The organism is Pseudoalteromonas sp. S1609, assembly GCF_005887255.1.
Lineage (GTDB): Bacteria > Pseudomonadota > Gammaproteobacteria > Enterobacterales > Alteromonadaceae > Pseudoalteromonas.
Genome location: NZ_PNDJ01000034.1, coordinates 1 through 13227 on the forward strand (window position 1 = coordinate 1; position 13227 = coordinate 13227).

Below are 13227 nucleotides of genomic sequence, written 5' to 3' on the forward strand. Positions count from 1 at the left end.
AGGGCCGCGCCTGTTTGGCATTGATGCTGCGTTATCGCCTATTTATGGGGAATAACCACACCACATAGGCTCTGCCTTGCCTAAATACCAAACAGACTGCTGCAAATTTAACCTTGAAAGATCAACAGACCCTAAGTAATGCGCGTAAAAACATTTCTGTGTATAAAGTCAGTGGTTTGCTTGATTGTGTTAGTTTAGCTCGCATTACAGCGCCTTCCCAACCAATCCAAAAATATTCACTCATTTGTGTAGTATCAATATCAGCTTTAATAGTATGTTGCTGTTGAGCTAAGTCTAAGCACTGTGTTAACTGTGCTTGCCAAGCATAGTAACTCTGCATTAGGCGTATTTTAAACTCGTCACTTAAATGATTGAGTTCTTGGTTTAAATTGCCTACTAAACAACCGCGTTTGTAATCATACTTTTGCATCCCAGCTACAGCACTTTGGGTAAAGTTAACAATGCGTTCTAGGGGCGGTACTTCAGGTTGTTCTAAATAAAACTTAAGTTTAGATATAAAAAACGTGTCGTACGCATCAACCAAAGCTAAGCCAAATGCTTCTTTACTTTTAAAGTAATGATAAAACGAGCCCTTAGGGACTTTAGCTTTTTTTAATATGGTGTCGAGCCCTGTTGCACTAAAACCAAACTCAGTGAGGGTTTCTAATCCCACACGAAGGAGCAACGCTTTAGTGTCTGCGTTGTCTCTGGCTATTTTAGGTGGGCGGCCACGCCTATTTGTAACTGCTGAGATTTTATTCATAACCTATATTAGACCGATCGGTTTTAAATAATCAAGTGTTTATTTTCAATCTTTTTAAACAACGAAATCTGTTCATTTTTCAATTACAAATTTATGAGGAACTTTAGCTTATATTGCCAGTCACAAATATGACACTTATGTGTTTTTGAGCCGATATGTCGGAACATTTAAATAAAGTCATATAGGTTAAAGTTGATTAGGTGTGAGCAATAAATTTATTTTTTAATTAATTTATCATTGCATCAGCAGCTTAGTTAAAGTCAAACAAATTAATTGTATTTTGTGTTTGAATTAAACATTTTTGTTGGCTATTTATTAAATGTAGATGAACTTTATGCTACAAAAATATAAATATAAAGGTGAGGATTTTACCGATGAAGAGACAGAAAAGAGATCGTTTAGAAAGAGCTCATTCTCAAGGTTTTAAAGCAGGTTTAGCTGGTCGCTCAAAAGAGCACTGCCCTTATCAACAAGTTGATCCTAAGTCTGAGTGGCTTGGTGGTTGGCGCGAGGCAATAGAAAATCGCAATATGTATAAAACATAAACTCATAACGAATTAAAGCAAAAAGGCCTCCAAATGGAGGCCTTTTTGTTGCGTGTTTTAAACTTAAAACGCGCTGGTATCTTGGAACAAGCCTACCTTTAAATCTTTTGCTTCGTAGATCACGCGGCCATCTACCTCTACGGTTCCATCAGCCATACCCATAAACAATTTACGCTTAATAACGCGTTTCATGTCTAGACGGTAGGTTACTTTTTTAGCTGTTGGCAATATTTGACCGGTAAATTTAACTTCACCTACACCGAGTGCACGACCAAGACCAGGACCACCAGACCAACCTAAGAAAAAGCCCACAAGTTGCCACATAGCATCTAAGCCTAAACAACCAGGCATTACTGGGTCGCCTTTAAAATGACAGTCGAAAAACCAAAGGCTAGGATCGATATCTAGCTCTGCAACTATTTGACCTTTACCATGTTCACCACCGTCATCGGTAATTGAAATGATACGATCCATCATTAACATGTTGTCACTTGGCAAACGACAATTTCCTTCACCAAACATTTCACCTTGACCACAAAGGATCAAATCTTCTTTTGTATAGCTATTTTTAGGTTCCATAACACTTTATCTTTGCTTAGAAATTGCCCCGTACTTTAGCGTACACTTGTACGCTAAACAACTCGGAGCAGTTAAAAAATGGTTTAATTATAAGCAATCAGTAAATGCAACTGATTTTAGTATGATTAAACCGCGCAATTACTAACAGAAATCATTATAATTGGGGCTGACTTTTAATCAGTTTAAAGGAAATTTATGACCCTTTTTGTTAACTCACTCACTGTGATTGATTTTTCTTACTTATGCAATAAACGCGGTGCAGTTGGCGAAAGTTGGATTGTTGATTTGACTTTACATGGCAAACTAAACGAAGAGTCTATGGTTTTAGACTTTGGCTTAGTTAAAAAGCAAATTAAAGGCATTATTGATGAGTGTATAGATCACCGTTTAGCTGTCCCTAACAACATAAACGGCAGCATCAACGAGTTTGCTGATCACAAAACATTAGATTGTACATTTGCTGATAACAAGCACCTTGCAATGAGTGCACCTCATCAAGCATATTGCTTAATAGATACTGATGAGATTAACGTTGAATCAGTAACAGAGTACTTAGTTGCCACAATACTGCCACAGCTTCCTGATAATATTGAAAAGATTGAGTTGGTGTTAAAGCCTGAGCACAATCAGAGCTTTTATTACCACTATAGCCATGGCCTTAAAAAGCATGATGGTAATTGCCAGCGTATTATTCATGGTCATCGCTCACAAATTGGTATAAGCCTTGGCGGTATTTCTATGCCTCGTTTGCAAAAGCAGTGGGCTGATAAATGGCGTGATATTTACTTAGCATCTAGCGAAGATCAAATAAACGCCTCTGAATTAAAACATATCTCAGCTAAAAGTGATGATGTTTGTTTTGCGTATACTGCGGCGCAAGGTTACTTTGAAATGTCTATTAGTGAATCACGTTGCGACATTTTACCAATTGATACCACGGTAGAATGTATTGCTGACTACATTGCCAGCCAAGTGAAATTAGAGCACCCAGAAAAAGACGTTAAAATTACCGCCTATGAAGGTGTTGGAAAGGGGTCGATTAGTTATGCTTAAATCCTTATTAGTTTCGGCGTTAATTGTATCAACTAGCTTTAGTGCTATAGCGCTTGAGCTAAAAGGGCATTTAACTCAAGGCGGCCTAGTAACAGGGCAATTAGATAACGCTAAGTCGGTAAGCCTCAATGGTAAGTCGTTAAAACTTACTGATAATGGGTTATTTGTATTTGGTTTTGGCCGTGATGCAAAACCTGTACATACATTAAGCTGGGTAGATAAAACCGGTAAAGGCCACAGCCAAGATTTAGTTATTACTCTTCGCGATTACGATATAGATAAAATTACCGGTGTTGCTAAAAAATACGTATCGCCGCCAAAAGCGGTAAGTGAACGTATTAGCCGTGAAGCGATCGCAGTACGAAAAGCACGGGCTGTTAACTCTGATTTAGAATACTTTTTACAGCCAGTACTTAGGCCTGCAAAAGGACGCATTTCAGGTGTTTATGGTAGCCAACGTTACTTTAATGGCGAACCTCGTAGGCCGCACTTTGGTTTAGATATAGCAAACAAAACAGGTTCACCTGTGTATGCACCGATCAGCGGAACGGTAGTATTTGCTGAACCAGATTTATACTACTCTGGCGGTACTTTGATTTTAGATCATGGTCATGGGGTTACCTCTACTTATATTCATTTAAGTAAGCTTGATGTAAAAGTAGGGCAGAAGATTGAACAAGGTACAAAGGTAGCTGAAATAGGTGCTACGGGCCGTGTAACTGGGCCGCATTTAGATTGGCGATTTAATTGGCAAGGTGAACGCCTTGACCCTGCATTATTAATGCAAGACACATTAGCTAACAAAAAGTAGAGATTATGACTCAAGTAGAGCGCGAAGCCATTATTGCGCAACGTATAAAAGATTCGACCACTTCGGTAACTAAAGCCGTATTTCCTGGGCGTACTAACCATCATAATACGCTATTTGGTGGTGACGCATTAGCATGGATGGATGAAGTTGCTTTTATAGCTGCCACCCGTTTTTGTCGTAAACCATTAGTAACTATTTCATCAGATAGAGTCGACTTTAAAGAAGCTATTCCTGCTGGTTCATTTGCTGAGTTGATATCAAAAGTATCGCATGTGGGTAATACCAGTTTAAAAGTGGATGTTGAAATATTCCTAGAAACTATGCACAAAGATAATAAGCATTCGGCTATAACCGGAAGCTTTACCTTTGTTGCTGTTGATGATAACCACAGGCCAACACCTGTCGTGTGTGACAAAATGCTGCATGGTTTTGAGTTATAACACCTAACAATAAAAATAATATAAGCACCATGATTGGTGCTTATATTATTAACCATAAAGAACACATCATACTGTATTTATCTAATGGCCAACTTAGCAATTGAATAAAATAAAAGGTATTAGTTTTTCAATAAGGAGGGAAATAAATGAGACTAATAAAAAGGCGTGCAATGCACGCCTTTAAATAACTATAAAACCATAGCGGCTATCCAGCCAAACACCAATAACGGAATATTAAAGTGAATAAAGGTTGGCACAACCGAATCCCAAATGTGGTCGTGTTGTCCGTCAGCATTAAGTCCTGATGTTGGCCCTAGCGTAGAGTCAGAGGCAGGGGAGCCAGCATCGCCTAATGCACCTGCCGTACCAACAAGCGCAGCGGTTGCCATTACAGAAAAGTTTAGCTCTAAACATAAAGGCACAAATAAAGTGGCAATTATTGGCACAGTTGAAAATGAACTACCAATGCCCATAGTTATAAATAAGCCGACCAATAAAATTACTGCGGCTGCTATGGGTTTATTACCGTCAAAAATGGCGGCGCTGCTATGGACTAGGCTAGCAACGTGTCCGGTTTCTTTCATTACCGCAGCAAAACCTTGCGCTGAAATCATAATAAAACCAATCATTGCCATCATGGCAACACCCTTACTAAATACGTCGCCGTTTTCTTCCCACTTAACCACACCAAATACACTAAATATAACCACCCCGACTAGGCCACCTAATATCATTGAGCCACTGGCATTTTGAGCGATCAGAGAAGCAAGCACGGCAAATAAACCAACTAGCATTACCTTTTTTGGGTTTTCAACATCAGCTTGTTGGCTTTGCACAGTTAATGCTGTGCTTGTGTATTCGCGGCGTTTTCGATAACTAATAAATAGGGCAATCAACAAGCCGACAAACATACCAATAGCTGGAATTATCATTGCTAAAGGGACACTGGTATTAACAATCTCAAGGCCATTATCAACTAGATTTTTATGTAATATTGAGTATAGATAAATCCCCCCAAAACCATACGGCAGCACCATATACGAGGTGGCTAAACCAAAGGTTAAAATACAAGCAATGGCACGTCTATCTAACCGCAGTTTATTAAACACCACAAGCAGCGGCGGGATCAAAATGGGAATAAAAGCGATATGCACCGGCACCAAGTTTTGAGAAGAAATAGCACAAATCAAAATAATAAACAGAATAAAGTAGCTTAATATGGTTTCACTAGAGCCTGTTTGTGCATTTACTTTAGCGAGTAACTTAGCGGCCAAAATACGTGTTAAGCCTGACTTAGAGATAGCGACGGCAAATGCACCGAGCATCGCATAGCTTAAGGCAATTTCGGCGCCTGATGATAAGCCAGAATTAAAAGCATCAATACTTTCTTTTAAGCCCATGCCTGCGGTTAATCCGGCAACAAGCGCACTTATTGTCATTGCAACAATCACATTTACGCGGACCAAAGTGAGTCCCAGCATTAAAATAACGCCTATAATAACTGCGTTCATAGATTTCTCTGATTTATAGATTTAATTAATTTTATCAGATCTTTAGCCTGATTTTTACGTTCTTTGGTAAATGGTTGCCTCGCATAGCGCACTTGCTCAAATAAGTGACAAAAGGCGGTTATTTGTTGCTCTGCATAGGGGGCTTGTTGACTAATGTGTTGTAATGTTTGAATAGGCGTAGCATTTTCAGGGTAGTTTATAGTGTGCTTATTAGCCCAACTGAGTATTTGATAATACTCTTTTACCAGCGGAGGTTGTTTTGTTGTTGCCTTGGGGCGGTTTATATAAATAAAATAAGCACTAAAACTTAAAATTAAAACAATAATAACCCCAAGCGGTACTAACCAAACATAAGTGTTACCAAATAGGGACGCTAATAAATCTTGTTGTTTATTTTTATCAAATCCCAGCACCCAACTAGACCATTGATAATCGAGGTTTTCTAATTCAAGGCGAAGCCAGTTTATGGCAGCATAATTACTTAAGCTAACTAAACCAAAATTAATATTATTTTTAAATTCATCATTTAATGCAGCACTCTGTGATAAAGAACCATTTAATCGTTCGGGCGCAACAACCGCTGTTGCATCAAATATTCTCCAGCCTGCATTAGTATATACCTCAACCCAAGCATGCGCATCGTATTGACGAACGGTAATATAGTCATTGTTTTGATTATGCTCTCCGCCTAGATATCCGCTTACTACCCGCGCTGGAACGCCAGCACTTCTAAAAATAAAGGCAGCTGCACTGGCATAATGACCACAAAAGCCACGTTTATTATTAAACATAAATTGATCAAGCGTATCATCACCGTGCATAGGTGTTGGCGTAAGAGTGTAACTGAAACTATTTTGCGAAAAATAATCTAACAGTTTATTAAAAAGCTCATCAGCGTTAGCACTTCTGTTTTTTAACTGTTGCGCCAGTTGATAACTTTTTTGGTTATTACTCACAGTAAGCGTTTTATAAAAACGCTGCTCTACGCTATTAAGCTTCTTAGTCGATAATGGTTTAGTACTAACAGAATATTGTAACACTTTGGATTTATATTGTTTTTTACGCAGTAAACCCACTGAATTGGAAACTACATTTTCATTGTTACTACTGGCATAGCCAAGCCCATATAACCAATCAGCCATTGCTGGCTCAGCAATTATTGAGTATTGAGTGGTATTTCCATTGCTGCTATTTTGGGTTGGCAACATCATTGCTTGTTTTAAAAACGAAGATGTTTTCCAAGCTTTACCGTCAAATTCATCATGTACAATAGCGCGCCAATAATAAGGGGTAGAGACTGAGTTATCATCAAACTTCGCTCTAAAAACCAACTCATCGGAGTTTGATAACTTTGCAATATAAAATGGGTCTACTTGTTCCGATAGGCCTGTTTGTGCCATTTTAGGGCCAGGTAATTGCCAAAATGCAGGAAGTTTTGGTAAAAATATTAAGAGTACAACTGCCAAAGGAAAAGCCAGAAATATTATTTTAGCACTTTGTTTTGATGACAGTTTTAAACTATGACTAGATTCAAGTAACCCAAGTACAGCAAAATTTAAAATATACAGTGTACTAATAATTAAAGTGGTAAAAATAGTCTGGCTAAACAAATACACTGCTGAAAGTGAGAAGAATGTGAGGGTGATGATCAATTGATAATGCTGCTTTGTTTTTGCCTGTAGTAATTTAAAAACGCATGACAGCAAAAGCATGGCAACAAACAGCACCACGGTATCTTTAAAGCCAATACTGCTTAACATAATAATTAATGCTACTACAGCGAGTCCGTTTGCTAACCACGCATTGGGCTTTTGTTTGTGTTTAAGAGTTAAATAAATATTCCAACCACATAACACGCTAAGCATAATAATAAAGGGTAGGGGCAAGTGTTCTATAAAAAAGCTCACTAAACCTAAGTAAATAAATGATAGAGAAAAATTTATAACGCGTTGATTTTTTATCTCATTCATAATCAGCGCCTACATTACTTAAGGCTTGTAAGCAGCGTTGCAGATGAAGCTTACCTGATCCATTTTCTATGGATTTATTGGGCAATTTCATCGAGTAATTAATGTCGCTTTCAAACGCTTGGCATACTAGGTAACACAATTGCCCTAAGCGTTGCTCGGTATCGCCTGTCATTAAATTAAAGTCAAATTGTGTATCGGCAGATTTAAAATCACTAAATTGTTTTACTAATAATTGCTGAGTTTTTGCGTAGTGTTTCCACGAAACTCGCTGCAACCCCATTTCTGGCAAATGGGTAATTAAACTTTCAAATTCGTCATCGCCTTGGTGCTTTTCATTACCATCATCATTAGCAGTTATTTGGCTTAACTGTTTGTAATTTGGCGTTTTAATAATTGAAGGGTAAACATAAACGGTATGATCTGGTTGAATATAGCTCCATACACTCACCAAACCAAATGGATAATTACTGGCAATTTTTATTGGCTTTAGTAAATAGCGACCGCGCTTTAAATAAGGCAATGGTAACTGGCATTGTATGGTATCGGCTTTAACACTCTCTATATAGCAGTCTTGTTCTAAATTATTGGGATAACTTAAGGTGATTGACTGACATGTGACGTTTGATTTTATTTGCCACACTAATTGAGGTGGCTGTGGCGCATAACTCTCAATAGTATTCTTAAAGCTGACAGTTAAGCCTTTTGCGTTGCTATAACCTAACAACAGGGCAAAAATAATAATCACAAACATTAAATACGCCATAAACAGTATTAAATTATTTTGATAATTAATCCCCATTACAAAATTTAATAGTGCAACAATCGTAAAATATACACCCAATGAGGAAGGCAAAACATAAATAGTATTATGCGTTAAAGTGATGCTATTTTTTTTGTGCTTATTTTTTAATAAAGTCGTTAAAATTGTACTTTTTATAGCATGAATAAAAGTAGGGCGTTTTAATTTTAAAATACCCATTGATCTAAACGGGCACTAAAACATGTTTTAAAATGTCTGCTATTTGGTTGTTGCCAGACTCACTATGCAAACCTAATCGATGCTGGCACACACTAGAAAATACCGCTTGTACATCTTCAGGTAGAACAAAGTCTCGACCTTCAATATAGGCCCATGCCCTTGCAGATTTTGCCAGCGCCATACTGGCTCTTGGTGAAAGCGAAGCAGCTAACGATTGAGCCTCACGTGTGTAAGTCACTAATTCAATTACATAATCAATAACCGCAGCGCTTAGCGTAATATTAGCTATAGATTCTTGTATTTGTTTAAGTTGTTGCTGGTTAATTCGCTGTGGTAATTGGGAGTAATCGCGCTTTTGATTGTTTAATAGTAATCTTTTTTCAGCGTTTTTAGGTGGAAAGCCTAAGCTTATACGCATTAAAAAACGATCTAATTGCGATTCTGGCAGCGGATAAGTCCCTGCTTGATATAAAGGGTTTTGAGTAGCAATAACAAAAAACGGAGTAGGGAGCGGGTACTTTTCTCCATCTACGGTCACTTGTTGTTCTTCCATGGCTTCTAATAACGCACTTTGTGTTTTAGGGCCCGCACGATTTATTTCATCAGCAAGTACTACTTGGCTAAAAATTGGGCCTTTATGAAATGAAAAACTGTGTTCTTTAGTATTAAAAATATTGGTACCAATAATATCAGCGGGTAATAAATCGCTAGTAAATTGAATACGCTGATACGACAACCCCAAAACAGCAGCTAATGCATGCGATAAAGTGGTTTTACCCATACCTGGTAAGTCTTCAATTAGTAAATGACCTTCACTAAACAAACAGGTTAATGCTAATTTTATTTGTTGTTGCTTGCCAAATATAACGGTAGATAGGTCATCAATAATAGTGGTAACTAGGTGCTGCATAATGTCCTTTAATCTATCAGTTCTAAACGTTTCATTACGGCATCAACTTTTTGAGCGTTGAAAGGCTTAGCTATAAATTCTTTTGCGCCAAGTTCCCAAGTATTTTGTACGGTCTCAAAACTATTATGGCCTGAGCACATAACCACATGAGCATATGGGTGCTCGTTATTAATCGACTCTAAAATTTCGATGCTTTCAGAATCAGGCAAATCAACATCTAAAAAAATAACGTTGGGTGATTTTTCGCTAAGTAAGGGTTTAGCACAATCAAAATTATCGCACTCAATAATGTCATCAAAACCTAAGCCGGCTAACACTTGGCTTAAGTCAGCACGGATTTGTTTAACATCATCAATAATTAAAATTGGTTCGAGTGGGCGTACAAATTCCATATGAATACTTCAACATTTTTTACGGCTTGTGGTTTAATATTAAGCCAAGCATTAAGGAACCTCAAGCTGATAACTATGAATTACCGTAATAGTCGTTTAAATACACTTAATGTCCGATACCGTCTAGTATTGGACTTAGTGAGCTTGAAGTTATTAAAATAGAGCGCCACACATAATATAAATGCTACTACCTATAATTTATATTATGTTAAATAATGTATTTTCTGCCATTGTGGCGCTGATTACCCGTTGAATTAAAACCCCTATCCTAAGCCCTGTTTTCATATGTTTTGTATTTTTGCGTTAAATCGCTTAAATAGATTGAAAATAAATTTAGAAATCTAAAAAAAGAATGACCGATTAGCACATTGATTTACCAAAGTGAGCTAATTCAGGAATTGAATGAGCTTATACAGGAATTTAAAACTGAATTAATGTGCGTGCACTAACACAATAAAAACTCCTAGGAGTCCTTTTAGGAGTTTATTTATTGAATGGATATTATTATGGATACATTTAAAAACTTATTGTTTCGTGCTGGCTTTATGAACTTTGGTAAACTTGATCGGCGTGCTGCCATGGAGTTTTTACTTATTAATTCTGAGCGCACTTTAGAGCGCTGGATAAGCACAAACAAACCTTGTCCCCGCGCTGTGCGCATGCTTGAACAACGTATTAACGGCGGTATGAGTTTGCATAAAGATTGGGACGGTTTTTATATTTGCCGTGATGGTTATTTGTGGACACCGCGCGGTAAACGCTACGAACCTACCTACTTAAACAAATTAGACTTTTTACAAAACTCTGTTCGCTTCAATGAAAACCACGTTAAAACACTACAACAAAAAATTGACCACTTGCATGAGCTTGTGGCGGCCAGTGACACCCTTAAGGCAATTGGTAATGATTTAATTAAGATGTCTGATGAGTTTGCGCTTAAAGATATTGTAATGAAATACGCGGATAAAAAATCAGCTTAACCACAGTTCTTAGCAGTCAATACGGCGCTTGACTGCTTTTTTACCAACACCCATCTAAATTTATTCATGTGGAGGCGTAAGATGCAATGTTACGAGCTTCCTCGCAAATTCTTTCTCATCTTTAGTTGGTTTAAATTTTAGATCATACCTTAAGCCAACATATAGCGGCATTTCCATTTGCGCATAATAGTTAATTTTATCTACGGCCTGAATTAGGTAGGCTACAAGCATCAATTCGGTAGCACTGTGACTGCACTCTGTCCATTTTTTCATTTGTTCTTCTAAATAAATTAAAGAGTCATAAAGCACTAGCTGTTCAATATTGGGAATAGATTTAATTTTCTTTATATCCCGTAGGTTGTCACGAGCAATAACATTACAAACTTCTAATAAGTTTTTTACTGGTTCTGGTGACAAATGGAATTGATTCATTATATCTATATATAAGGGGTGCTTTAAAGAATATGAGATTTTATATGATTTACCTACCTTTACATTCGGATTTAAAGTAGCTTTGTAGCCATTCATGCTTTGTAATTTTTTCACCAGCTCAATGTGAGTATCTTTGGTTAAATATCGATTTGCTTCAGTAAAGGTCTCTGCCTCAGTAATTTCATTTACCAGCCAAGCCCTCCTCGCTCTAATCATATTAAGGGACGAGTTTGCAAGTTTAGCGGCCTTAAATGATTGTTGAACCTCTGGATATAAGTTAAAAACTATATAAAATATCCCTGCGGCATTTAAAGATACATAAAGACTTCCAACTGGTGATGAGGATAAATTAGGAGTGAAGAAAAATAATGTAGGGAACATCGTTAATACAATTAACCAAAATCTTTTTTTTATTAAGCATATTAGAGCAGCAGCCAAATGCTGATTTTTGTATGTTTGATCGTAATATTCTTCATATAGAATAGAGCTATAGCAGGTAAGGATCTTATTTTTAATTTTAAACTTAAAGTTAGAAAACCAGTCAATAACTTTTTTTTTAATATTCATCTTTTATCTTAATCCCCATATTTTTCCTACTTTAAAATTACAACGTGGTGCTTTATATTCTAATAGTTCCACCAATAAACCTCCGTGTAAACAAATAAATAAAGCAGCACGAAGTTACAAGTGCTACTCTTGTAAAAAAGGCCACGATTAAGCGGCCTTTTTTATTGTTGTTCCGTCTGGGGTGACTATGTCCCCGCCTTTGATATATCGAAAACCCTTTTTAAGTTTTCCGTTTTCAAATGCGCTCTTATATTCATGCTGCAGGACGGGCTTTTTTACTATTGTTCTTCGATTGTGATACATAATGAGCCTAGTTTATTTTAGTGCGTTAACTGTGGTTACATCGACCAAATCATTTAAAAGCGGGTAATACTTAGGTTTTAGCCTTAAATATTGGTCGAAAATCTCTTCTATTAAATCGCCGTTATCATCGTGCTTTAGGTATAGGGCTTTTAACCAAACCTTATCAACTACCTTGTAATTACTATCTAGCTTATCAGAGTTTAAATAAAACTCACTGGTTGGGCTTTTAATATAATTACTACCATTAACGATAAATTGCACCTCTGCAAGCGCTTTGGCTACTGGCCGTGTTAGTGTTTTTACTGTTTGGTCTAGCGCTTCAAGCGGTGCGGCCATTTTTCGATAAATAAAATAACTGGCGCCAATGATTAGGGCCCACTTTACTGCATTCATTAAATACCGACCTTAACGCGCAATTCGGTGATTATTTTTTGCATTTCTTTAATGCAATTTTTTAAATCTTCATTCTGATTTTGTAAAAAGCCAATATGCGTTTTATTGGTCACTACAACGGTTGTGATCACAATAATTTGCATGATGATAAATATAAAATCTTTTAACGTTAAGCTATCCATTTTTAGCCCGCCTAAATTGCCCGATAAACTGAGGTACCACATTTTTTAAACTGGCAATTCCCCATACAGCGCCGTTAATCGCTACCCATGTTTGCACCAACCATGGCGGTACATTTTCAAGGTTTTGGAATATGGCTGCGCCCTGCTCTGGCGATACAACCGTAATCAATATAGGCGCGGTAAACATTGAGTAACTGAAGAACCTAAGCGTTTTATCTTTATCTCGTATGCTCTGCATTTCCCAATCGTGGTTATTATCGGTTGTTGATTGCGCTAAGCGAGCTTGATTATTAATGACCGCTAAATCACGATCCTTTTCCGCTTTTTTGATTTGGCCGTAATGGTCAATTGCTGTGGTAATAGGAGCAAAAATACCGCCAAGGAATTTAAAAAAATTATTCACCGTTTAACCCTCGC

General features: G+C 37.2%; 16 protein-coding genes. 5 read left to right on the forward strand and 11 right to left on the reverse strand.

The features are described from left to right. Nucleotides 1-121: 121 nt before the first annotated feature. Complete coding sequence (gene acuR / locus CWB76_RS10060) at nucleotides 122-763, reverse strand: acrylate utilization transcriptional regulator AcuR (protein WP_138607268.1); 642 nt, start codon at nucleotides 761-763, stop codon at nucleotides 122-124. 374 nt (nucleotides 764-1137) lie between these two features. On the opposite strand from acuR, the gene rmf reads away from it, so the two are divergent. Next, nucleotides 1138-1308 (forward strand): ribosome modulation factor, encoded by a 171-nt coding sequence (gene rmf, locus CWB76_RS10065; RefSeq protein WP_008114656.1) that lies wholly within the window; start codon nucleotides 1138-1140, stop codon nucleotides 1306-1308. 63 nt (nucleotides 1309-1371) lie between these two features. Here the strand turns inward: rmf and fabA are convergent, their stop codons facing one another. Continuing rightward, entirely contained in the window at nucleotides 1372-1887 is a 516-nt protein-coding gene (gene fabA, locus CWB76_RS10070; protein WP_010389976.1) for a bifunctional 3-hydroxydecanoyl-ACP dehydratase/trans-2-decenoyl-ACP isomerase, read from the reverse strand. Between the two features lie 195 nt (nucleotides 1888-2082). Here fabA and CWB76_RS10075 point away from each other — a divergent pair, with 195 nt between their 5' ends. Genes CWB76_RS10075 through CWB76_RS10085 form a run of 3 tightly spaced genes read left to right on the forward strand, consistent with a single transcriptional unit; the run spans nucleotide 2083 to nucleotide 4191 of the window. Beyond that, nucleotides 2083-2940: a 6-carboxytetrahydropterin synthase gene (locus CWB76_RS10075; RefSeq protein ID WP_138607270.1), complete on the forward strand. Its 858-nt coding sequence runs from the start codon at nucleotides 2083-2085 to the stop codon at nucleotides 2938-2940. Then, nucleotides 2933-3751 (forward strand): M23 family metallopeptidase, encoded by an 819-nt coding sequence (locus tag CWB76_RS10080; RefSeq protein WP_138607272.1) that lies wholly within the window; start codon nucleotides 2933-2935, stop codon nucleotides 3749-3751. Before CWB76_RS10075 ends, CWB76_RS10080 begins: the two co-directional genes overlap by 8 nt. A 5-nt stretch (nucleotides 3752-3756) precedes the next feature. Then, nucleotides 3757-4191 (forward strand): acyl-CoA thioesterase, encoded by a 435-nt coding sequence (locus CWB76_RS10085; protein ID WP_008114650.1) that lies wholly within the window; start codon nucleotides 3757-3759, stop codon nucleotides 4189-4191. A gap of 188 nt (nucleotides 4192-4379) precedes the next feature. On the opposite strand, the gene CWB76_RS10090 is transcribed toward CWB76_RS10085, so the two are convergent. Genes CWB76_RS10090 through CWB76_RS10110 form a run of 5 tightly spaced genes read right to left on the reverse strand, consistent with a single transcriptional unit; the run spans nucleotide 4380 to nucleotide 9953 of the window. Further along, nucleotides 4380-5702 (reverse strand): Na+/H+ antiporter family protein, encoded by a 1323-nt coding sequence (locus CWB76_RS10090; RefSeq protein ID WP_010389979.1) that lies wholly within the window; start codon nucleotides 5700-5702, stop codon nucleotides 4380-4382. Beyond that, the gene (locus CWB76_RS10095) at nucleotides 5699-7672 is read right to left on the reverse strand and encodes a transglutaminase TgpA family protein (protein ID WP_138607274.1); all 1974 of its coding nucleotides are present in this window, start codon (nucleotides 7670-7672) and stop codon (nucleotides 5699-5701) included. Before CWB76_RS10095 ends, CWB76_RS10090 begins: the two co-directional genes overlap by 4 nt. Then, nucleotides 7665-8651, reverse strand: coding sequence for a DUF58 domain-containing protein (locus tag CWB76_RS10100; RefSeq protein WP_171039618.1), 987 nt, complete (start codon nucleotides 8649-8651; stop codon nucleotides 7665-7667). The genes CWB76_RS10095 and CWB76_RS10100 overlap by 8 nt, the downstream gene beginning before the upstream one ends. 4 nt (nucleotides 8652-8655) lie before the next feature. Then, nucleotides 8656-9561 (reverse strand): AAA family ATPase, encoded by a 906-nt coding sequence (locus CWB76_RS10105; protein ID WP_138607276.1) that lies wholly within the window; start codon nucleotides 9559-9561, stop codon nucleotides 8656-8658. Nucleotides 9562-9569: 8 nt separating this feature from the next. Further along, nucleotides 9570-9953, reverse strand: coding sequence for a response regulator (locus tag CWB76_RS10110; RefSeq protein ID WP_055012203.1), 384 nt, complete (start codon nucleotides 9951-9953; stop codon nucleotides 9570-9572). Between the two features lie 506 nt (nucleotides 9954-10459). Between CWB76_RS10110 and CWB76_RS10115 the strand changes: the two genes are divergently transcribed. Further along, nucleotides 10460-10933: a DUF3653 domain-containing protein gene (locus CWB76_RS10115; RefSeq protein ID WP_138607278.1), complete on the forward strand. Its 474-nt coding sequence runs from the start codon at nucleotides 10460-10462 to the stop codon at nucleotides 10931-10933. A 60-nt stretch (nucleotides 10934-10993) separates the two neighbouring features. Here the strand turns inward: CWB76_RS10115 and CWB76_RS10120 are convergent, their stop codons facing one another. The 4 genes from CWB76_RS10120 to CWB76_RS10135 all read right to left on the reverse strand — a co-directional run bounded on the left by CWB76_RS10120 (nucleotide 10994) and on the right by CWB76_RS10135 (nucleotide 13213). After that, complete coding sequence (locus CWB76_RS10120; RefSeq protein WP_138607280.1) at nucleotides 10994-11932, reverse strand: hypothetical protein; 939 nt, start codon at nucleotides 11930-11932, stop codon at nucleotides 10994-10996. A 315-nt stretch (nucleotides 11933-12247) separates the two neighbouring features. Further along, a complete protein-coding gene (locus CWB76_RS10125) occupies nucleotides 12248-12628 on the reverse strand; it encodes a hypothetical protein (protein WP_138607282.1) in 381 nt (126 codons plus the stop codon). Then, the gene (locus CWB76_RS10130) at nucleotides 12628-12810 is read right to left on the reverse strand and encodes a hypothetical protein (protein WP_138607284.1); all 183 of its coding nucleotides are present in this window, start codon (nucleotides 12808-12810) and stop codon (nucleotides 12628-12630) included. The genes CWB76_RS10125 and CWB76_RS10130 overlap by 1 nt, the downstream gene beginning before the upstream one ends. Further along, nucleotides 12803-13213 carry a hypothetical protein gene (locus tag CWB76_RS10135; RefSeq protein WP_138607286.1) on the reverse strand — a complete coding sequence of 137 codons (411 nt, stop codon included), beginning with the start codon at nucleotides 13211-13213 and terminating at the stop codon, nucleotides 12803-12805. Before CWB76_RS10135 ends, CWB76_RS10130 begins: the two co-directional genes overlap by 8 nt. Nucleotides 13214-13227: the final 14 nt, after the last annotated feature.